The organism is Nitrosomonas ureae (genome assembly GCF_001455205.1).
GTDB classification, from domain to species: Bacteria; Pseudomonadota; Gammaproteobacteria; order Burkholderiales; family Nitrosomonadaceae; genus Nitrosomonas; species Nitrosomonas ureae.
This window is the reverse complement of record NZ_CP013341.1, coordinates 1,153,589-1,174,929: the sequence shown is the minus strand read 5'-3', so window position 1 is coordinate 1,174,929 and position 21,341 is coordinate 1,153,589. Positions and strand designations below refer to the sequence as shown.

The window sequence follows — 21,341 nt, the reverse complement described above, 5'->3', positions numbered from 1 at the left end:
TTCAGCGCCTCCTAGTGTCTTAAACCAGCGGGTATTTTTTTCGGTGCTTTTTGTTCCAATGGCTGCGGATCCAATACCGCGACAGTCAAACCCTCATCAATAAAATATTTTTTTGTCACATCGCGTATCTGTTCAGCAGTGACCGCTTTCAATTTTTCCAGAATGGTATCAGTGTCACGATAAGATAATCCTGTACTTTCCAGCCTACCCAACTGCATTGCTTGAGAAAAAGTGGAATCTCGTTGATAGACATGACTCGCAATTACCTGCGCCTTCACTCGATTTAGTTCTTCTTCCGTAACACCCCCTTGAATAATTTTTTCGATCTCGGAACGCAGCGCCTGCTCTAATTCAGCTACTGTTTTGCCAACGCCAGGTACGGCACTCAGAAAAAAAATGCTTGGGCCTCGCGCAATTGCACCATAACCGGCACTGGCAGAATTAGCGATTTGACTTTCCCGCACTAATGACTTGCTCAGCCTGGCTGAAGCATGGCCGTCCAGCACCCCTTCCAATATCTCCAACGCATAGGGTTCCCAGTCTTCATTAACATTTCTTATCGCAGGTGCATGAAATCCCATGATGAGATAAGGTAACTCTGCCGGTGCCTTCACGGTGATCCGTTTAGTGCCTAATTGCGGTGGTTCGATCTGCGGCTTACGGGCATCGATCGCGAATAAAGAATGGGATTGAATTGCACCGTAGTATTTATTTGCTAACCGAAATACCTCGTCTGCATCAACATCCCCGACGACAACCAATGTTGCATTATTAGGCGCGTACCAGCGGTCATACCACTCCTGCGTATCTTCTACTCTCATATTTTCCAGATCATTCATCCATCCAATGATCGGATTCTTGTAAGGATGAGACTGAAAAGCAACAGCCATCATTTTTTCATACAATAGCGAACGCGCCTGATCATCCGTACGCAATCTTCTTTCCTCCATCACCACCTTGATTTCTTTATCAAATTCTTCTTTGGTTAAAACGAGATTGCGCATTCGATCCGCTTCCAATTCCATTGCCATCGGTAAATGGATTTTATGCAATTGTTGATAATAAGCAGTGTAATCGTAACTCGTGAAAGCATTCTCACGCCCGCCAGCGGCCGCGATTTTTTTTGAGAACTCACCATTGGGAATTTTCTCGGTACCTTTGAACATCATATGTTCCAGCACATGCGCAACACCGGTTACGCCATTGACCTCATCAATGCTGCCCGCCTTGTACCAGATTTGCGTCACCACAACCGGTGAACGATGATCTTGTTTTACAACCAATTTAAGGCCATTATCAAGCACATATTCACGCGGATTGGCAAATGCCGATGATGAAGTCAACAGATTGACCAACAGCAAAAATCCACAAATTGAAAAAAAGTAAAAAAAAGTGATACGGTAATCAGATATCATTTTTACCAACCTAAAGTGAGTAAACAGCATAAAATTGAGGTTTGAGAATTCCTCTGCATATTGAGAGCCTACCAGAATGTTTAGTTTTTTTAAATCCAAAAAAGATCTTGCGGAGACGGACGAAACTCCGGCCAAATCCGTTGTGGAACCAGAATCTCAGTCGGAAGAATCCATCAGCTTTGCCAGCAGGCTTAAACAAGGCCTTTCACGCACCCGGCAGAATCTGGGGAAACAGCTATCGGGACTGTTTGGCGGCGGCAAGATTGATGAGGAACTGTACGAAGAACTGGAAACCATTCTGTTAACCTCCGACATAGGCGTCAACGCTACGCATCAATTACTTGAAAACCTGCGCAAACAAGTCAAGCGCGATGCATTGACAGATTCCATACAGTTAAAACAAGCACTTAAAGAATCTCTGATCGCGATGTTGGAACCGCTTGCCCAACCATTGGATACCACCGCGCATAAACCTTTCGTCATCATGATAACGGGTGTCAATGGCGTAGGGAAAACAACCTCGATTGGCAAACTTGCCAAATTTTTTCAAACCCAAGGTCATTCAGTACTACTGGCTGCCGGCGATACTTTCCGTGCGGCTGCGCGCGAGCAATTGATCGCTTGGGGGGAGCGGAACAATGTTACCGTCATAGCACCGGACAGTGATCCGGATAAAAAAAGCGATCCGGCTGCTGTAATTTATGATGCCGTCAACTCAGCCAAAGCGCGCGGTATAGACATCGTGCTGGCGGATACGGCCGGGCGCTTGACCACCCAGCTGCATTTGATGGAGGAGATTAAAAAAGTGAAACGCGTGATCGCCAAGGCCATGCCGGATGCACCGCATGAAGTGCTGCTGGTGTTGGATGCCAACACGGGACAAAACGCGATTACGCAAGTAAGTGCCTTTGATGATGCGCTGAATGTTACCGGGTTGATCCTGACCAAATTGGATGGCACTGCAAAAGGCGGGGTAGTCGCAGCTATCGCAGGGCAATATCCTGAGAATCCTCCGGCATTGCGTTTTATTGGTGTGGGCGAAGGTCTGGATGACCTGAGACCATTTGATGCCAGAGAATTCGTTGAAGCGCTTCTGGATTAAACGCTACCAATGGATAGCAATAGATAAAACCCTATATGATTACTTTCAAGAATGTCTCCAAGCGCTATCCCGACGGTTACATCGCTCTGAACAACATTGAACTCGCGGTGGAATCCGGCGAAATGGTATTTCTGACCGGTCATTCGGGCGCCGGTAAAAGCACATTATTAAAACTGATTGCGGCAATAGAACGACCGACTTCCGGCGTAATCGCAGTCAGTGGGCAAAATATAGCCCAACTCAAACCCGCCGCGATTCCCTATTTAAGGCGCAAGATCGGTTTCATTTTTCAGGATCACAAGCTTCTGTTTGACCGCAATGTTTTTGAAAATGTTTTATTGCCGCTGCAAATCAGCGATTTTGATAGCAACACGGCGATGTCCCGAGTACGCGCCGCTCTGGATAAAGTTGGCCTGTTAAAAAAAGAGAAAGTCATGCCCATCACTCTATCCGGTGGTGAAAGACAACGGTTGTGCATCGCGCGCGCAGTCGTTCACCGGCCCGCTATCCTGATCGCCGATGAACCGACAGGTAATCTGGATGTTGAATATGCCCGGGATATCATGACCATGTTCAAATCGTTCAATCAGGTAGGCGTCACCATCCTGATCGCAACGCATGATGCCTCCCTGTTGAATGACACGCAGCATCGGATTCTGTCACTTAAGCAAGGAAAATTAGCCGCATGATACGCGCATGGCTAACGCAACATGGGTTTGTATTTTTTTACACACTCAAGCAACTGGCCTCCACACCTGTTACCGCTCTGCTGAGTATCACTGTAATGGGTATCGCGCTTAGCCTGCCGACCGGCGTCTATGTACTGATGGAAAATTTGCAATCCATATCCGGCCAAACGGCCGGTGCGCCGCAAATCAGCTTGTTTCTTAAACAGGATGTGCAGAAAGAAGATATCGACAAAATCCAGCAACGCCTGCAAGAGGATTCACAAATCGTGAACTATCGATTTGTTTCCAAGGACAGCGCGCTAACTCAGTTACAACAAAGTAGCGGACTTACCGATATCACCGCCAATTTGACCTATAACCCTCTTCCGGATGCTTTTGTCGTCCATACTCGGGAAAATACATCAGACTCGCTGGAGCAATGGAAACTAACCCTGCAAAGCTGGCCGGAAATTGCGCATGTACAATTTGACTCAGCCTGGGTAGATCGCCTGAACGCATTGCTTAAACTGGGGCGCTCGGTCGTGCTCATGTTAGCTACATTGCTAAGTATCGCAATCATTGCGATCATGTTCAATACCATTCGTCTGCAAATTCTGACTAAACGTGATGAAATCGAAATATCCAAACTCATTGGTGCAACCGATAGCTTTATCCAACGTCCTTTTCTTTACTTTGGCGCCATTCAAGGATTGTCCGGAGGCATTACAGCGTGGTTCATCATTGCATGGGGTATTAATGTACTAAATGGAGAACTCATGCCTCTCGCTCAACTTTATGACCTTGATATACAACTGCGACACCTTTCTCTACAAGACAGCATCAGCCTGCTGTTGTTTTCTGCCTGGCTGGGATGGCTAGGTGCACGCATTTCTGTCGCAAGCCATCTCTGGCAAATCGAACCTGAATAACCCGAAAGAATTTATAGCGAAACTTTTTAAATATTTGGCACTCCCAGAATGAGAGTGCTAAAATAAAATATAGTTATATCACATAGGCACAAACCTATTATCAGGAGATTATTACAATGACGAATGCTTTAACACTACCTACCATGGGTGGAAGTATTGAAAGTTATATTCAGTCTGCTAATTCTTTCCCCATACTTTCGCAGGAGGAAGAAACCAGTTTGGCGCGGCGGCTATGGAATCGCGGTGATATCGAAGCTGCCCAGCAGCTAATTATGTCTCATCTGCGTTTTGTAGTTGCGATAGCGCGTGGGTATAAAGGGTACGGTCTTCCACAAGCTGATCTAATTCAGGAAGGGAATATCGGCCTAATGAAGGCAGTTAAACGCTTTGATCCAGAGCGGGGAGTGCGCTTGGTGTCTTTTGCCGTTCATTGGATTAAGGCCGAGATTCACGAATTCATCATGCGCAATTGGCGCTTAGTCAAAATTGCCACCACCAAGCAACAGCGCAAATTATTTTTTAACCTGCGCAGCATGAAGCACGGTTTGGACACAATGAATCCGCAAGAAGTGAATGCAATGGCTGTTCAATTGGGCGTTAAAGCCGAAGAAGTCGTTGAAATGGAGAAACGTTTCAACGGTTCGGATATTTCCCTGGAGCCCGCATCTGAAGACGAGGATGACATATTCAGTCCCATCAATTATCTAACAGATGGCACAGAACCGTCGCAGCTCCTGGAAAAAGAGCAAATTACCCACTTACGCGAGGAAGGGCTGCAGCAATCTCTTGATTGCCTGGATAAACGTAGCCGCCACATTATAGAAGCCCGTTGGTTGAGGGAAAAAGATACCGCAACGTTACATGAGCTGGCCGATGAACTGGGTGTATCGGCAGAGCGTGTTCGTCAGATTGAAGTCAAGGCGCTGCAGAAAATGCGCGGTGCCATAAAAGTTTCTGCATAATATAAAGTATAGAAGTTAAATTATCCTCTAAAACACTCACACTCGCTCGATATCTTAAGAGAGTCCAGCGGGTGTTGAATTTCTAACAACCGGAGAGGTACCGAAGCGGTCATAACGGCGCTGACTCGAAATCAGATGGTCAGGTTATCCTGGCACATGGGTTCGAATCCCATCCTCTCCGCCACAAATATTGCCAGCAACACCCAACAACTCCAATAAAACCCACATAAATGATAAGTTTAGCGGTTTTTTTATTATCAATAGCCAAACCGTTCGGCTATTTGCATTGCATAGACAGGGATCTCCCGTCGAATCATTTGATCCATTATTTAAAAGAATGGAATAAATACTTAAAGATTTTAGCGATGTAGATGGGTTGAATTGTCCTTTTATTGACAGCGAAGCAGAAAGTTACTTTGATGCAGTTATGCCAGCCAGGAGGCGGCATGAGAAAACTATCGATTTGCGGGATCATTTTGTGAGATGGAATTTCGATTATCTATCTTTGGGAAAAGATGATTCTAAAGGAATTGATGATTGATATACAACAGAATAATTATTGCTTTCTAATCGATACAAAACTCCTTTGTATGTATTGATGATATTAGATTATTGGCGGGAGTGTGTGGAGATAAGACGCTAATTTTAAACCAAATCATCCATTTTAATAAAGAGCTTTTTCCTTCATTGTAGCCCCATAAAAATATTCGTGATTACAGAATACAAATAACGTATTGTTTTTATTGGCACCCTGAAGACGAATCGAACGTCCGACCTACCCCTTAGGAGGGGGTTGCTCTATCCACTGAGCTACCAGGGCGAACTTAGCATTTTACGCTAATCTCACAGCATGAATAGCCAGTGTAAATAATTTGTTTCGACAGCGAATATAAGATGCGATTTTGACGATAAATCGCGCTCTGAAAACACCCGAATCATACCTGTCTGCAAAGAATTTTTGACTGAAGCAAATAAATCCGAGTATTTCGTTTGAAGCGGCGAAAGAGTTGCGGGCTGTCAATCATAGAACCTATTCGGCGCATTTTTACTTTAATAAGTTGCTTGTTGCACCTGGAGAATCATTTCACTACAATGATGCAACATTGTTGCATTTATATCGATATGCTGAATAAATTTTTCCATACCGCTGAAGATCTGATTCTGCGCCACAATGGACGTGCGACAGCGGGTCGTATTGGAATACTCGCCACATTGTTGGCTGAACAGAAAGCCATTACGCATCGCGAAATCGAGCAACGTCTTCCGCATTCATTACAATTGGATCGAGTGACTTTATACCGTACGCTGGAGTGGCTGGTTGAGAATGGACTCATCCACAAAATAACCAGCGACGATCGGATATGGCGTTATCATGCGAATCACGAATCACATTTACATCAACATGCACACTTCAAATGCACCGGTTGCGCACAAGTGATTTGCCTGGATAGCTTACCGATTGAACGAAGCTGGCCTTTGCCGACCGGCTACCGCTTCCAGGAAATCGAATTGACGGTCAAAGGTCTTTGCGCCAATTGCTGTTAACGATGATACGCAAAAGCTTATTTCTAATTCTGACGCTTGCTGTATTATGCGTGCCGGTGTTTTTGATGGCGCATGCTTTCACGCACTATGCACAAGCCGATTTATTCGATGTCATTGATACTGAAAATGGCACTGACATCGATCTTGATGAAATCTGCCTGGATTGCCTCGCGCTTACTGCGCTAACTCCCTTTTTGATTGCAGCAGGTTTGTTTCTATGCATTTTAGTTACTTGTCACCGCTTGTCGTTATGGGCAATAAAGTGGCATCCTGATAATAAAACACTCTCCTATTGTTCGCGCGCACCTCCTTCTCAGTTTTTCTGCTTCTTAAACAAATAATCCTGCTCTGACCCAACCATCCAGCAGTCTACGAACTGTTTTGATGGGGATTAATTACTGTGAATTGATCAGCATCCTTGTTGCAACTCAGTTGCACCTAATTTCTTATTCAATAAGAAAAATGGTAGGGGCTATGCTGATCACAGAAAACCAGATCATGGTAGATAGTTATGCAAACAATGTTATTTAAACAAGCGGCAATCATACTCATTGTATTCTCGCTGTATATATCGGATATTTGCGCACAAAGCGCTTCCAAGAATATCCAATTGCCGGGTGTCAAGATAACTGCACCGACTACAAGCTCGGCGGAATCGACCGGGCTCAAGGCTGACGTGATTATTCACCGTGATCGCTTGCGCCAGAAACGTGAAGCCAATTTGGGAGATACGCTTGCGCACGAGCTTGGAGTCACTTCCAGCAGCTTTGGTCCGGGCAGTGGCCGCCCGATTATACGTGGGCAGGACGGCGAGCGTGTTCGTGTAATGGAAAATAGCATGGGCACGGGAGATGTTTCAGTCATCAGTCCGGATCATGCTGTTGCGACAGAAACCTTAAATGCCACGCGCATTGAAATACTACGGGGACCATCGACATTACTCTATGGCAGCGGTATATCCGGCGGTGTCGTGAATGTGCTTAATGATCGCATTCCGGATCGTCTATTTAAAATACCGCAAGCCTCCTTTGAAGGACGTTTCAATTCCGCTCTGGAAGAACGCAGCGGAGTGCTTACAGCATCGGGTAGTAAGGGCCCGATTTCGTGGAATATTGAAGGCATGAAAAGAAAAACCAATGATATTCATATTCCCGGCCGAGCCAATCCGAACGATCCGGAAAGCGAAATCGGATTTGTCAGAAACAGCGCCATTGATTCCAGCAATTTATCAGCAGGTAGCGCTTATATTGGCGAACGAGGATTTGTAGGTATGTCGGTTTCAAGATTAGAAAATTTCTACGGAATTCCCGGTCCGGAAGGTGCAAAGATTGATATGGGCCAAACGCGTTACGCCCTGGCTGGTGATCTGGATAATCCACTCAAAGGGTTTCAGCAATTAAGAACACGCTTTACCTATAATGATTATCAGCATAAAGAACTCGAACAGAGCGGCGAAGTTGGCAGTCGTTTTAAGAATGACGAGTTGGAAGGCCGCGCCGAATTAACGCATGCACCGGTTGCGCACTGGCATGGCATCATGGGCGTGCAACTACAACACCGAAATTTTACTGCAAAAGGGGAAGAGGCCTTCGTGCCAACCAGCCTATCGCAATCTGCCGGCATCTTCATGGTTGAAAAACGCAACTGGCAACAATGGCAATTTGAAATCGGCGGACGGTTTGAGCACACGAACCATAATCCGCGCGTAGCAATGCTGGAGACACGTAATTTTAATTTATACAGCGTATCCGCAGGCGCCGCGTGGAAATTTATCGAGGGTTATCAACTCGATCTTATCGTCACACGTGGACAACGGGCACCGAATACCGTAGCCCTGTTTGCCGATGGCGTGCATATCGCGACTAATACGTTTGAACAAGGCAATTCAACCTTAAACAAAGAAACATCCAATAACTTCGATGTTGCTTTACAAAAAACTACAGGCAGAATTACCGGAAGAGTGAATTTGTTTTATAACCATATCAACGATTATATTTTTCAGCAAAGCCGTGATAGCGATAATGATGGAATTGCTGATCGGGTTGATGACGAAGGCATAGTGGAAATCAATGGCTCATTTTTAGTTCAGGACTTTTCTCAAACCCGGGCAAGATTTTATGGCTTGGAAGCTGAAGCCAACATCGCACTGCTGCCGGATACCGTCAATTTGCGTCTATTTACGGATACCGTCTACGGCAAGCTAAAAGACAATGGTAATATTCCGCGCATCACGCCGCAACGATTCGGTTTTGATCTCAACTTTACCAAAAATAAGTGGCAAGCCAATTTCAATCTGACGCGTGTCGTCCATCAAGATCGAATTGCTGTACTGGAAACTGAAACACCCGGCTACACCTTGATGAATACCGAAATCGGTTATCACATGAAACTGACTCAATCCGTCAACTACATGCTGTTCTTGCAAGGCAGAAATCTATTGGATAGCGATATCCGCATGCATACTTCTTTCCTCAAAGACGCAGCTCCCATGGCCGGACGAGCTATTGTCGCGGGGATTAGGGGCGTTTTCTAACAACTCAATTAATCGCTGTAACGCTGCAAAAGTTAATACTCACCCTTTAGAAAAACTCGATAAGAAATCCCTGGGCATAGGAAGCAAACTGTACAACTGATCGGATGATAATAAGGACCATAATCATCCGATCAATGAATTGAATTTGATTATTTTTTCACGAAATCAACCAATCTTTGATAAGTAAACAGGAAATCCTGAGCCTGCAGCGGGTTGTGGCACTGCGCACAAGTCAGCTCGTTACTTTTCACGCTGCCATCGGGATTGTAAAGTGCGAATCCCCAGTCTCCGGAGCGATTTTCTTTGGGGAAAGCCGTATCCCAATCGCTTCTGTTTTCCATTACGCCAATAGCAGCCATCGAATCGATTTCAAAGATACCGTCACTACCGGGAATTGGTTTGCCTGCCGCATCTGCCTTTGGTGTATAGATTTCCATGACCACGACAGCCCCAGAACCGCCCGGTTTTCCCTGCTTGTAGTTGGAAATTGCTGTTTCATTGGCATATAGCTTGGCTACTTGAGTCTGATTCGCGCGGTTTATCGTGGCATATTGTGTGAAGACCTTAGCATAGTCTTCAGGAAATTTAACGTGTTCGGGATCCCCGCCCGCTTGAACGAACAGTGGGGTGAATGCAAAAACGGCGACTATTGCTCTGAATGTATTTCTCATGTTTCTTCTCCTTGATAAATATTGCGGAATAAAGCAGGTTTGAGGTGATTATGATACCGTATTCAGCGCTCTGAATATGTTAACTTGATAACTGTTCTGCTAGGGCGCCAGGTCGAGAACCAGTCTGATTGATAAATAAATAACTAGCAAGGCAAGTGCCAGGTGAATCGTAAAACTGACCGGCTTTTGCTTGACTGCATCGAAAAAAGTTTGATTCTTGCCTTCCCGTTTCAGGCGATTGTATTCTTCACGCATCCTGGTGGTGCGCTCGTTCTGATAGGTATCCAGCAGCGCGCGTGCTTTCTCAAACTGATCTTCATCATGGAGCCAGATTGCAGGCATCGACACACCCCAGTTTCCCGGCGTAGTTTCATAATAATCAATTGCATTGTTGGTCAGTAATTCGCGTACTTCATAAGCTTCATCATCGGGCACGCCATTAAGCCTGAATAAAATTTTTGCCATACGGGTTCTTCAGTTATGGTATTTTCATCGAATAAAGCCTTGCGGCAGAGATTGATGCTATCTTCGCATTGAGTCCATTGTCAAGCTATGAGAATTACAATATTTGAGGGTTAATTTGCACCAATGAAAAAAACTATACTCATTACCGGTTGTTCCAGTGGAATCGGTTACTGTGTTGCCAAGGCATTGCATCAACGCGGTTATCGCGTGTTTGCAACCGCCCGGCGGCGGGACAATGTCGCAGCATTGCTGGAGGAGGGCCTGGAAAGCTTTCGTCTGGATTTGAACGATTCAAACTCGATTCAGTTTGCCTTTGAGGAAGTCATGCGCCGTACTGATGGGGAGCTTTATGCACTATTCAACAATGGCGCCTATGGATTACCCGGCGCAGTGGAAGATCTGAATCGCGATGCTTTGCGCGCGCAGTTCGAAACCAACGTGTTCGGCTGGCAGGAATTGACCAATCTGGCGCTACCGGTTATGCGCCGACAAGGTTACGGCCGGATTATTCAGAACAGCTCGGTATTGGGCTTCGTGGCATTGCCTTTCCGTGGGGCATACAACGCTTCCAAATACGCCATTGAGGGACTCAGCGATACCTTACGGCTGGAATTGAAAGGCAGCAATGTCTATGTCAGTCTGATCGAACCCGGGCCGATTGCCAGCAAGTTTCGTATCAACGCTGTCAAAGCACTGGAAAAATATATCGACATCGAAAATAGCTATCATCGTGAAAAATACCAGGGGGTATTGGGACGCCTGAATAAGCCGGGGCCTGCGGTCCCTTTTACGCTGCCTCCTGAAGCTGTACTGAAACGCGTAATCCACGCGCTTGAAGCCGCAAAACCCCAACCACGCTATTATGTGACTTTCCCAACCTATTTATTTGGCGTTCTAAAGCGTGTACTGAGTACACGCGCACTCGATTTGTTGCTGGCTAAATCGGGGGACAATAATTGATGGATTAGGAAAACACTGAATATCGGAATTATGGCTCATAACCTGCCGCTACGCAGGATTGTAATATTTTCCAAGCCATGTTACCGATGAAGGAATCCCCCCTCAGCGAAGCTTGCACTGTATGGCCATCGATTTTTTGCAACAGCAAGGCAAAGGCGTAAGCCGTCTTATCATTGTCTTTGCGTTGTGCGGATGACTGAATTTCCGGATCCGTATGGGCATAAATGAAAATGGCGTCGGGATTCGAAGGCGCGTAAGTGGCAATAGCATTTTGCAAATATCGGGTGTCATACGCATGAATTTCCGATGCCTCGATATCCGAATATTGCCGGTTTCTGAATTGTAACGGACGCATGATCGATCTGCCGTCGGATTGCAGTTTATGGGTAACGCAATTTGCAAGCACCGCATGCTCTCCGGTTAATTGCTCTTTAAACTGCTCAGGTTTTGCATTCGAATCAACCCAATGGGCGCACGCTGAAATAAAGAATATCCCTACTGAACCAACGATCGTTTTTTTCATACCAAGCTCGCCCGAAAAAAACGGGCATGACTTATCCGCTTGGACAGTCTAAAAATGGCAAAATGCTAACCATTAAAATAAACATAGGGTTTCATCGGAACTTCAGACTCTACGAAGCGCTTGCGTTCCTGGATATCCTGTTTTTTGTCCCACCACATATTGCGCGCTTCCGCACGTTTGTCTCTAACTTCCGGATTTTTCTCCAGATATTCGCGCATGAATTTGGTGTGATCAGATTCATAACTATAATCCATGTTTAGCCTCTTACATTATCGTTGCAAAAATAGCACTTTAGCATAGCTCGGACTTTCTTTACAGTCTTATGACGCCACATGCATCTGCTGCAGCGACCAGATTCCTGTAGCGTGCCGCCCATTCGAGCGGAATCGAGGCAAATGGCTGATCTTGCTGTACCGCATGAGCCGCCATGATGGCGCCAAGCATAATGGCGCGGCCGCAACTATCCCCACCGATACGAATATTTTCTTCAATTGCGGTACGATAGTCTGGTGCATATCGAACAATATGCGCAATCACAGGCACACCCTCCAGAACATGGCAAGCCGTGCCAAAGCGTTGAGCGATCGTAGCACTATTCAGTATGCACGTTTGCAGCGATTCTTCCACCAAAAGAGCCAGTTTCTCGCCTGCACTCGGCAATGCACCGACGAGCGCTTCAACGATCGATTTTCCATGCAAAATGTTGAACAGAACACAACCTGCATACTGCGCCGCCGCCACTGCCGTGTCATTATGGTTAGTCAAACGCACAACACGCTCAATTTGAGTCATCAACGCTTGTTGCGATCCGGCATGTGTAGCCACCACAACCGGTATCGTTGCCAATGCAGCAAACTGATCATCATCGGCGCCGGAATATTCCGGGAATTCTTCCGGCTTAAGCGCTAACAACGCTTGTAGCGTCTGGCGTGTCGGTGAATCGACATAACCGACATAAGCACCACCCGGACCTAAATAATCCCGATATTCAGTCTGGTAGGCTATTCGATCAAATTCATCATGCTGCGCAAAATGCCGTAACATCAGCAGACACAATTCACCGTATCCTGATGCATCCCCCATCGTTTTGCCACCATGCGCAAAGTAACCGCTTCCCCCCGTATAATCATTCGCATCGGGCTGCAAAAAAGTGAGTCCCTTGGTTTTCTCGATCTGCGCAATACGCTCGGAATCATATAACCAATGCAAACCCAGCGAAGCTGAGTCAGCAATCAATGCGCCCAGAATAGCCGCCGCCCGCGGATCAAGTTTAATATTCAGATTCATAGCACGATGGGATCTTATTTAATTTCAACATCATCGGATATTCTACGCGCCTCATCCGCTAGCATCACCGGAATACCGTCTTTAATCGCAAACGCCATTCGGTCGGGCTTACAAATTAATTCCTTATCCTCCTTTTTATAAATCAACGGCCCTTTACAGAGCGGACACACCAGAATATCGAGCAATCTTGAGTCCATAATTTTCCTTAGTTTATCTTTCTAGAATTTGCTGAGAATATCATCCAACTGATCCAGGCTGGTATAGTGGATCACGATATTTCCCTGACCATTTTTTTGCGGCTTGATCGCCACCTGCGCCCCCAGACGTTCCGATACGTCTTCTTGCAGCCGCAAAAGATCGCGGTCGGTTTTCTTTATCTTTTTAGGTGTCGGGTGTTCGATCTGGTTCACGAGCTTTTCTGTTTCGCGCACCGATAATTGTTTCTGCGCGATGATATTGGCAAGTTTGATCTGCTGTGCAGGCACCAGTGACAACAATGCGCGTCCATGCCCCATATCGATCTTGCCTTGCATCATCAATTCTTGAACGGGTGCTGAAAGATTCAGCAAACGCAACAAATTGGAAATGGTGCTGCGCGAATTGCCCAGCGCTTCCCCAGCGGTCTGGTGTGTCATGCCAAACTCATTGATCAGGCGCTGAATGCCCATTGCCTCTTCCAGGGGGTTTAAATTTTCGCGTTGTATGTTTTCAATCAACGACATCGCCAGCGCGGATTCATCGGCAACCTTGCGAATCAGTGCGGGCACTTCATTCAGCCCCGCCAACTGTGCAGCGCGCCAGCGGCGCTCACCGGCAATAATCTCATAACGACCTTGATCGACCGGACGCACCAGAATCGGCTGCATGATACCTTGCGCTTTGATCGATTCCGCCAGCTCCGTCAACGCCACCTGATCCATATTGGTTCTGGGCTGGTATTTGCCCGGCTGCAATCTGACTGTTTCGATACTCTGCAACGACTCTTCCACCAGCGCGACGTCTGCACTGCCTGATAACAAAGCGTCCAGCCCGCGCCCCAAGCCTTTCTGTTTTATCATTTCATGGATTCCTCAATTCTGTATTAGCGTGGGCATTTCTAAAAAATTCAAACCTAATCAAGGTGAAACAAGCAACACAGCATTGTAGCCAAAATCATTAGAGATGATGTCCTGCAAGTATTTCTTTGGCGAGTTCGAGATAAGCCTGCGCCCCCTTGGATTGGCCATCGTGATACAAAACCGGCAAGCCAAAACCGGGTGCCTCTGCCAAGCGTACATTACGCGGAATCACGGTGCGATACACTTTGTCACCGAAATGTTTTTGCAATTGATCGGAAACCTGCTGTGCCAGAATATTGCGCGGATCAAACATAGTGCGTAATAAGCCTTCAATGCGCAAAGTCGAATTAAAACTATTGCGTACGCGCTTGATCGTATTAACCAGATCACTTAATCCTTCCAATGCATAATATTCACATTGCATCGGAATCATTACCGCATGTGCAGCGCATAAGCCGTTTAATGTCAGCATGTTTAATGCCGGCGGACAGTCAATCAAAATATAATCATAGTCACTTGCAATGCCTTCCAGCGCGGTTTTCAATCGTGCTTCGCGCTGGGAAAACTCCACCATCTCCACTTCCGCCCCGGCCAGATCCCGATTGGCGGGAATCAAATCGTATTTCCCCTGCGGGCTGCTCACCCGCACATGCTGTATTTCCTCATTACCCATCAGCACATGGTAAACCGTGTTTTTTACCTTCTGCTTATTAATACCACTACCCATTGTCGCATTAGCTTGCGGGTCAAGATCGACCAATAAAACGCGCTTCCCGGATGCCGCCAGACTTGCCGCCAGATTCACGCTGGTGGTGGTTTTTCCGACACCGCCTTTTTGATTGGTAATAGCGAGTATTTTGGTCATGATACTTACTCCTTAGCCATTTGCAGTTGAATCAGGATCATATTTAATAATAACTAGCTGCCGTGTTGCTTTCAGTCCGGGCACGTTCAGCGTTACGATGTCTTCAATTACAAACGGCTCACGAATTTGCTTGCGTTCCTGCTCTGAACAATGTGCCTTCATCGCTACCCAGCGACAACTGGTATTCTGTACCGTTGTCCACTGCCGGGTTAATGCGATGAATTCTCCCAGTTCGGAGAAAGCGCGCGAGATAATGGTATCCGCTTTTTTATCCGCAGAAATATCTTCAATGCGTTTTGATACAACTTCAACGTTCTTCAACTCCAACTCGATTTTTACTTGCTGCAAAAAGGCGATTTTCTTTTGATTGCTTTCCACCAGCGCCACATGCCAATCCGGCTTTGCCAGCGCAATCGGAATACCCGGCAATCCAGCCCCGGTACCCACATCAATAACGTGCGTGCCATGAATATGCGGTAGCACTACAAGGCTATCCATCACATGTTGAGTCAGCATGTCTTGCGCACTGCGTACCGCCGTCAGATTATGAACCCTGTTCCACTTTTCGATCAGCACCAAATAACGCTCGATGTTTTTTGCAAGCTGTTCTTCCGGTGCGGTTACAGTCTTATCCAGTGCGCGCAAACTTTGCGTAATTTGCGGTAGCAGGCTCATTCATTGACCGCAAATCCACGTTTCAGATGCACCAGCAATAGCGAAATCGCTGCCGGCGTTACTCCGGAAATCCGCGATGCCTGGCCTACGGTCTCCGGTTTGTGCTGATTCAGTTTTTGTTGCACTTCGGTCGACAATCCTTTCACGGCGCAATAATCGATATCCTTCGGCAGCAAAGTATTTTCATATTGCGATTGGCGGGAAACTTCTTCCTGCTGACGTTGGATATAACCGTGATATTTGGCCTGAATCTCAACTTGTTCAGCCACTTGCACATTTGCCACAGATTTGCCTGCACCCGGCAGGGTCATCAATGAATGATAGGTAACGTCCGGTCGTTTGAGCAATTCGGTTAAGGTATATTCGCGTTCGATGCTTTTCCCGAGTACACGGATAGCGTCCTGTTCCGGCAATGTTCCCGGCAACACACGTGTTGAATTGAGCCGTTGTTGTTCTTTTTCAATTGCTTCCTGTTTTGCGCTAAATGCCGCCCAGCGCTGATCATCGATCAAGCCCAGCTTTCTTCCGGTATCAGTCAAACGTAAATCAGCATTGTCTTCACGCAATTGCAAACGATATTCGGCGCGGCTGGTAAACATGCGGTACGGCTCGGTCACACCGGAAGTCACCAGATCGTCGACCAGCACGCCCAGATACGCCTCATTGCGTTGTGGCAGCCAGGCAGCACGTGCCTGAATTTTCAATGCGGCATTAACTCCGGCCAGCAATCCCTGCGCCGCAGCTTCTTCATAGCCGGTGGTGCCGTTGATCTGTCCGGCAAAAAACAGGCTTTCGATGGTTTTGGTTTCAAGTGAGTGTTTTAGATTGCGCGGATCGAAGTAATCGTATTCGATGGCATAGCCCGGACGCGTGATATGCGCGTTTTCCAAGCCGGCAATCGAATGAATCAGTTTGACCTGCACCTCAAACGACAAACTGGTTGAAATACCATTGGGATAGATTTCATGCGTTCCCAGGCCTTCCGGTTCGAGAAAAATCTGATGTGATTCGCGCGCGGAAAAACGCACCACCTTATCTTCGATCGATGGACAATAACGCGGCCCGATGCCTTCTATTTTTCCGGAAAACAAAGGCGAATCGGTCAGGCCATCGCGGATGACATCGTGGGTCCTATCATTGGTATGCGTAATCCAACAGGAAATCTGACGCGGATGCGGGATATCGGTATCGATCATCGAAAACCACGGTGTTGGCTGATCACCCGGCTGCTCCAGCAGCTTGGCATAATCCATCGTGCGGCCATCGATTCGCGGCGGCGTGCCGGTTTTCAGTCGTCCCGCCGGAAATTCCATTTCACGCAATCGCTGCGCCAGCGTCATCGACGGCGGGTCACCTGCGCGGCCTGCTTTGAAATGAGTTTTGCCGATATGCGCAAGCCCGGCCAGGAACGTACCCACTGTCAGGATCACCGCACGCGCACGAATTTTAATCTGAAGCTGCGTAACCACGCCAATCACGCGATCCTGCTCGATAATCAAATCATCCACCGCCTGCTGCATTACCCGCAGGTTAGGCTGATTCTCAATGCGGTTACGGATCGCTTGCTTATACAACACTCGATCAGCTTGTGCCCGCGTCGCCCTGACCGCAGGGCCCTTGCTTGAGTTCAATATGCGAAACTGGATCCCTGCCTCATCCGCCGCCATACCCATCGCACCGCCCAAAGCATCGATCTCTTTCACCAAGTGACTCTTGCCAATGCCGCCAATCGACGGATTACACGACATTTGACCAATCGTTTCAATATTGTGCGTTAGCAATAATGTTTGACAACCCATGCGTGCCGCTGCCAATGCAGCCTCAGTTCCGGCATGCCCACCGCCCACAACAATAATGTCAAAATCCTTGTAATTGCTCATAGTTTAAGTTATCGATAGCCTGATGGAACAAGAAGATTTTTAGTAGATTGGTTTCACGTGAAACCTTTCTGCATTGTAAGCTAAAAAGAGGAAATTTTCGCTGCAATTATAGGAGGAGGCTAGCAATAAAGGCAAGATTAATTATAAAAGATTCTTCTTAAAATTATATACCTATGAGCCATTTTCAGTTTAATTTGCCCAAGTCGCGAGATCAACAGAATAAGAGAGTAAGTGATGAAAGACAAGGAACTGAATTTGTTGGGCTGGCAAAAGCATTAGGGACCGAAGGAGGTTTGCGTACAAATATTACCTCAGCAACACTGGCCAGAAGGATTCGCTTCCCTTACTGCGGGCATGAAATTAACCCGTCATATTTGGGAATACAGTTGCTCTCGTAAGCAAATGTCACTGACTGCAGGAACATTGTTTCACTCTACCAATCTGTCGATGGTTAAGTGATGTTGGGCAATTTCCCTGTTAGCTTCAGATAAAGGCAGTATTCTTGCGTTATGTTTATCAAAGCCATACTTTTGATCCATTCACCTATTTTGCGGCGCAAAACGCTCCTCTCAGCCAAGGGGCTTAACGGCCCGGTATAACGCAATCGTGCCTGCAACAGTACGATGATGAGCAGTCGTTACAACCTGATGAAATCCGGTGTCTGTCATAAAAACCGGCAACAAACCCAATACATTGTCGTGTATCTCTTCAAACCACCGCATGAACCATGATATCAACCACATACTGAAATCGTGCGGTCTGCCGAAATCCGCCACGTGCAACATGCCGCCGGGCTTCAGTACGCGCAATGCCTCCCGCAGCATGTGTTGCTTATCTTGCCGTGTCAGATGGTGCAGCAACAGGCTGGCGCACACATGGTCAAGGCTTTGGTCCGCATAAGGCAAGCTGGTGGCTGTACCCTGCTGCCACAGAATGTTTTGGCCGGCCTGCCTGGCTTTTCGTTGCGCAATCTGTAGGATTTTTGCGTCGATATCCAATCCATGAATGACAACATTAGGATAGGCCTGTTTGATCAGTAATGTCAGTGTACCCGTACCGCAGCCCACATCCAGCACGGTTTGTTCTGGCTGGATATGCGCCTGCGTAATCAAGTTTGCATGGATTCCCGATTCCGGGAAAAACCACCGCATCATGGGATCGTACCAGCGTGTCAGCCAATGATAATGCAAGGCCGGGATGTACCCGGAGTGTTTTTTCATGATGATAAACTTTTCATTTTTACCTTTTCATCCTAAGAATTGCGTAAAGGGAATCAACTACCATTCCCGACATACACTGTCCACGCTACCAATATCTGACCGAAAATCCATAGTGATAGCCAATTTGAAACTGGTATGCTTTAATCCCTAAATGGCTGGATCTTGCAGCTTATCAATAAAATATCATTGATCGATAATAAAATAACAATCCCATAAGCATGAGCGACAAAAAAAGCTTTTCCGAACGCGATATCTGTACCAAATATATCACCCCTGCGTTGGTGCAAGCCGGATGGAATTTGCACAGCCAGATCCGCGAGGAAGTAAGTTTCACCAAAGGCCGCATTATTGTGCGCGGCAAATTGCATACGCGGGGAGAGCAGAAACGCGCCGACTATATTCTGTACTACAAATCCAATATTCCACTGGCTGTGATTGAGGCCAAGGAAAACAGTTGCAGCGTAGGTGCCGGTATGCAGCAAGCGCTAAATTATGCCGACACGCTGGGCGTACCTTTTGTATTCAGCTCCAATGGCGATGGCTTTCTGCTGCATGACCGCACCGGAATGGCCAATCGGATGGAGCAGGCGCTGACACTGGATGAATTTCCATCCCCTGCGCAACTGTGGCAGCAGTATTGCCAGTGGAAAGGATTGGAAACAACCCAAGCGCGTCATACCGTTGAGATGCCGTACTTTGATGACGGCACCGGCCGTGTTCCGCGCTATTATCAGGCCAATGCCATCAACAACACTGTGGAAGCAGTAGCGAAAGGCAGGCAACGCATCTTGCTGGTCATGGCCACCGGTACGGGCAAAACCTATACCGCGTTTCAGATCATCTGGCGACTGTGGAAATCCGGCGCAAAAAAACGCATCCTGTTTCTGGCCGACCGCAATATTCTGGTCGATCAAACCAAGAATAACGATTTCAAACCATTCGGCGCGGCGATGACCAAGATCAGCAAACGCCAGATCGACAAAAGCTATGAAATTTACCTGTCGCTTTATCAAGCTGTGACCGGCAGCGAAGAAGAACAAAACATCTACAAGCAATTCTCGCCGGATTTTTTCGACCTGATTGTGATTGACGAGTGCCATCGCGGCAGCGCCGCGGAAGATTCCGCCTGGCGCGAGATTTTGGACTACTTTTCCTCCGCCACGCATATCGGTTTAACCGCCACACCTAAAGAAACACGCGATGTTTCCAGCATTCATTACTTTGGCGATCCGGTGTACAGCTACACCTTAAAGCAAGGTATTGAAGATGGTTTCCTGGCACCCTACAAAGTTGTGCGCATCGATATCGACAAAGACCTGCAAGGCTGGCGGCCCAGCAAAGGCCAGACCGACAAGCATGGCGAAATGATTGAAGACCGCATCTACAACTTGAACGACATGGATCGCACACTGGTGTTGGAACAGCGCACCGAACTGGTGGCGCGTAAAATTACCGAATTTCTGACGGCTACCGATCCTTACGCCAAAACCATCGTGTTTTGTGACGACATCGACCACGCCGAGCGCATGCGCCAGGCGTTAGTAAATCTCAATCCTGAAGAAGTGAAAAAAAACCGCAAATACGTGATGCGCATTACCGGCGATGACATCGAAGGCAAGGCTGAACTGGATAATTTTATCAATCCGGAAGAACGCTACCCGGTCATCGCCACCACATCCAAGCTGATGACAACCGGCGTCGACGCCCAGACCTGCAAATTGGTGGTGCTGGATCAGCACATCAGATCGATGACCGAATTCAAGCAAATCATCGGGCGCGGTACCCGCATCAACGAGGATTATGGCAAGTTCTGGTTCACCATCATGGACTTCAAAAAAGCAACCGAACTATTCGCAGACAAGGATTTCGACGGCGAACCGGTGATGATTTATGAACCGGGAAGCGACGAATCCCCCGTACCGCCGGATAAAGAACCCGGAATTAATCTCGATGAAAACGGCAACCCGCTTCCCCCCTTAGAAAAAGGGGGGACCGAGGGGGGATTTGAAGAGCCCAGCCCCAAGCGGATAAAATACGTCATGGGCGACGTCACCGTGCATGTCATCGCCGAACGTGTGCAGTATTACGGCCCGGAAGGCAAACTGATCACCGAATCGCTGAAGGATTACACGCGTCAGACGGTGCGGCGTGATTATGCTTCGCTGGACGAATTTCTGCAGCGCTGGAGTCAGGCTGAACGCAAGGCGACCATTCTGCAGGAACTGCAACAACACGGTATATTGCTCGAACCGCTGGCTGACGAAGTAGGCAAGGATTTTGACGCATTCGATCTGATCTGCCATGTCGCCTTTGATCAGCCGCCACTGACCCGGCGCGAACGCGCCGAGAATGTGAAGAAACGCAACTACTTTACCAAGTACAGCGAACAAGCACGCCTGGTGCTGGAAAATCTACTGGAAAAATACGCCGACACCGGCATTGAAAACATCGAGGACATCAAAGTGCTGACACTCGATCCGTTCAAAGACATGGGCACAGCCAGCGAACTGGTGTCGGTCTTTGGTGGCAAAACCGCCTACTTGAAAGCATTGCACGAGCTGGAAGACAATCTTTACGCCTGAT

The 21,341-nt window shown here is 47.3% G+C and carries 21 protein-coding genes, 2 tRNA genes and 1 pseudogene; 11 read left to right on the top strand and 13 right to left on the bottom strand.

From position 1 onward, the window contains the following. Window positions 1–11 precede the first annotated feature (11 nt). Window positions 12–1,415, bottom strand: coding sequence for a M16 family metallopeptidase (locus ATY38_RS05465; protein WP_062560110.1), 1,404 nt, complete (start codon window positions 1,413–1,415; stop codon window positions 12–14). Between the two features lie 76 nt (window positions 1,416–1,491). On the opposite strand from ATY38_RS05465, the gene ftsY reads away from it, so the two are divergent. The 5 genes from ftsY to ATY38_RS05440 all read left to right on the top strand — a co-directional run bounded on the left by ftsY (window position 1,492) and on the right by ATY38_RS05440 (window position 5,260). Continuing rightward, the gene (gene ftsY, locus ATY38_RS05460) at window positions 1,492–2,517 is read left to right on the top strand and encodes a signal recognition particle-docking protein FtsY (RefSeq protein ID WP_062558415.1); all 1,026 of its coding nucleotides are present in this window, start codon (window positions 1,492–1,494) and stop codon (window positions 2,515–2,517) included. A 35-nt stretch (window positions 2,518–2,552) separates the two neighbouring features. Next, window positions 2,553–3,206 carry a cell division ATP-binding protein FtsE gene (gene ftsE / locus ATY38_RS05455; RefSeq protein ID WP_062558414.1) on the top strand — a complete coding sequence of 218 codons (654 nt, stop codon included), beginning with the start codon at window positions 2,553–2,555 and terminating at the stop codon, window positions 3,204–3,206. Continuing rightward, window positions 3,203–4,114: a permease-like cell division protein FtsX gene (ftsX, locus tag ATY38_RS05450; protein WP_062558413.1), complete on the top strand. Its 912-nt coding sequence runs from the start codon at window positions 3,203–3,205 to the stop codon at window positions 4,112–4,114. The genes ftsE and ftsX overlap by 4 nt, the downstream gene beginning before the upstream one ends. Window positions 4,115–4,230: 116 nt before the next feature. Further along, entirely contained in the window at window positions 4,231–5,076 is an 846-nt protein-coding gene (rpoH, locus tag ATY38_RS05445) for an RNA polymerase sigma factor RpoH (RefSeq protein WP_062558412.1), read from the top strand. A 91-nt stretch (window positions 5,077–5,167) separates the two neighbouring features. Continuing rightward, a tRNA-Ser gene (locus ATY38_RS05440) sits at window positions 5,168–5,260 on the top strand. A 560-nt stretch (window positions 5,261–5,820) separates the two neighbouring features. Here the strand turns inward: ATY38_RS05440 and ATY38_RS05435 are convergent. Beyond that, window positions 5,821–5,896, bottom strand: a tRNA-Arg gene (locus ATY38_RS05435). 272 nt (window positions 5,897–6,168) lie between these two features. On the opposite strand from ATY38_RS05435, the gene ATY38_RS05430 reads away from it, so the two are divergent. From ATY38_RS05430 to ATY38_RS05420, 3 genes are all read left to right on the top strand, one after another. After that, the gene (locus tag ATY38_RS05430) at window positions 6,169–6,621 is read left to right on the top strand and encodes a Fur family transcriptional regulator (protein ID WP_235590398.1); all 453 of its coding nucleotides are present in this window, start codon (window positions 6,169–6,171) and stop codon (window positions 6,619–6,621) included. Window positions 6,622–6,623: 2 nt separating this feature from the next. Further along, window positions 6,624–6,962 carry a hypothetical protein gene (locus ATY38_RS05425; RefSeq protein WP_062560108.1) on the top strand — a complete coding sequence of 113 codons (339 nt, stop codon included), beginning with the start codon at window positions 6,624–6,626 and terminating at the stop codon, window positions 6,960–6,962. A gap of 170 nt (window positions 6,963–7,132) precedes the next feature. Then, window positions 7,133–9,154 (top strand): TonB-dependent receptor, encoded by a 2,022-nt coding sequence (locus ATY38_RS05420; protein WP_074701398.1) that lies wholly within the window; start codon window positions 7,133–7,135, stop codon window positions 9,152–9,154. A 149-nt stretch (window positions 9,155–9,303) separates the two neighbouring features. Here the strand turns inward: ATY38_RS05420 and ATY38_RS05415 are convergent, their stop codons facing one another. Together ATY38_RS05415 and ATY38_RS05410 are read right to left on the bottom strand one after the other, a co-directional pair. Further along, on the bottom strand, window positions 9,304–9,825 hold the full coding sequence (locus tag ATY38_RS05415) for a cytochrome P460 family protein (RefSeq protein WP_062558411.1): 522 nt from the start codon (window positions 9,823–9,825) through the stop codon (window positions 9,304–9,306). A 99-nt stretch (window positions 9,826–9,924) separates the two neighbouring features. Further along, a complete protein-coding gene (locus tag ATY38_RS05410; protein WP_062558410.1) occupies window positions 9,925–10,290 on the bottom strand; it encodes a DUF6164 family protein in 366 nt (121 codons plus the stop codon). A gap of 123 nt (window positions 10,291–10,413) precedes the next feature. Between ATY38_RS05410 and ATY38_RS05405 the strand changes: the two genes are divergently transcribed. Beyond that, a complete protein-coding gene (locus tag ATY38_RS05405; RefSeq protein ID WP_062558409.1) occupies window positions 10,414–11,250 on the top strand; it encodes an SDR family oxidoreductase in 837 nt (278 codons plus the stop codon). 28 nt (window positions 11,251–11,278) lie between these two features. Here ATY38_RS05405 and ATY38_RS05400 read toward each other — a convergent pair whose 3' ends face one another. The 8 genes from ATY38_RS05400 to mnmG form a co-directional block, all read right to left on the bottom strand. Next, the gene (locus ATY38_RS05400) at window positions 11,279–11,773 is read right to left on the bottom strand and encodes a hypothetical protein (protein ID WP_062558408.1); all 495 of its coding nucleotides are present in this window, start codon (window positions 11,771–11,773) and stop codon (window positions 11,279–11,281) included. Window positions 11,774–11,838: 65 nt separating this feature from the next. Then, window positions 11,839–12,027 carry a DUF3460 family protein gene (locus ATY38_RS05395; RefSeq protein WP_062558407.1) on the bottom strand — a complete coding sequence of 63 codons (189 nt, stop codon included), beginning with the start codon at window positions 12,025–12,027 and terminating at the stop codon, window positions 11,839–11,841. 58 nt (window positions 12,028–12,085) lie between these two features. Then, the gene (locus tag ATY38_RS05390) at window positions 12,086–13,060 is read right to left on the bottom strand and encodes an ADP-ribosylglycohydrolase family protein (protein WP_062558406.1); all 975 of its coding nucleotides are present in this window, start codon (window positions 13,058–13,060) and stop codon (window positions 12,086–12,088) included. 14 nt (window positions 13,061–13,074) lie between these two features. Then, complete coding sequence (locus ATY38_RS05385; RefSeq protein WP_062558405.1) at window positions 13,075–13,257, bottom strand: Trm112 family protein; 183 nt, start codon at window positions 13,255–13,257, stop codon at window positions 13,075–13,077. A 21-nt stretch (window positions 13,258–13,278) separates the two neighbouring features. Beyond that, on the bottom strand, window positions 13,279–14,118 hold the full coding sequence (locus ATY38_RS05380; RefSeq protein ID WP_062558404.1) for a ParB/RepB/Spo0J family partition protein: 840 nt from the start codon (window positions 14,116–14,118) through the stop codon (window positions 13,279–13,281). 97 nt (window positions 14,119–14,215) lie between these two features. Beyond that, window positions 14,216–14,983 carry a ParA family protein gene (locus ATY38_RS05375; RefSeq protein ID WP_062558403.1) on the bottom strand — a complete coding sequence of 256 codons (768 nt, stop codon included), beginning with the start codon at window positions 14,981–14,983 and terminating at the stop codon, window positions 14,216–14,218. A gap of 12 nt (window positions 14,984–14,995) precedes the next feature. Continuing rightward, complete coding sequence (gene rsmG, locus ATY38_RS05370) at window positions 14,996–15,658, bottom strand: 16S rRNA (guanine(527)-N(7))-methyltransferase RsmG (protein ID WP_062558402.1); 663 nt, start codon at window positions 15,656–15,658, stop codon at window positions 14,996–14,998. Continuing rightward, window positions 15,655–17,538: a tRNA uridine-5-carboxymethylaminomethyl(34) synthesis enzyme MnmG gene (gene mnmG, locus ATY38_RS05365; RefSeq protein WP_062558401.1), complete on the bottom strand. Its 1,884-nt coding sequence runs from the start codon at window positions 17,536–17,538 to the stop codon at window positions 15,655–15,657. Before mnmG ends, rsmG begins: the two co-directional genes overlap by 4 nt. Before the next feature lie 234 nt (window positions 17,539–17,772). Between mnmG and ATY38_RS16430 the strand changes: the two are divergent. Then, window positions 17,773–18,060, top strand: a pseudogene (locus tag ATY38_RS16430) (IS1595 family transposase); the annotation flags it as partial. 47 nt (window positions 18,061–18,107) lie between these two features. On the opposite strand, the gene ATY38_RS05360 reads toward ATY38_RS16430, so the two are convergent. After that, the gene (locus ATY38_RS05360; protein ID WP_062558400.1) at window positions 18,108–18,758 is read right to left on the bottom strand and encodes a class I SAM-dependent methyltransferase; all 651 of its coding nucleotides are present in this window, start codon (window positions 18,756–18,758) and stop codon (window positions 18,108–18,110) included. Window positions 18,759–18,976: 218 nt separating this feature from the next. On the opposite strand from ATY38_RS05360, the gene hsdR reads away from it, so the two are divergent. After that, complete coding sequence (gene hsdR, locus ATY38_RS05355) at window positions 18,977–21,340, top strand: EcoAI/FtnUII family type I restriction enzme subunit R (RefSeq protein WP_062558399.1); 2,364 nt, start codon at window positions 18,977–18,979, stop codon at window positions 21,338–21,340. The last annotated feature ends 1 nt before the right edge of the window (window position 21,341 follow it).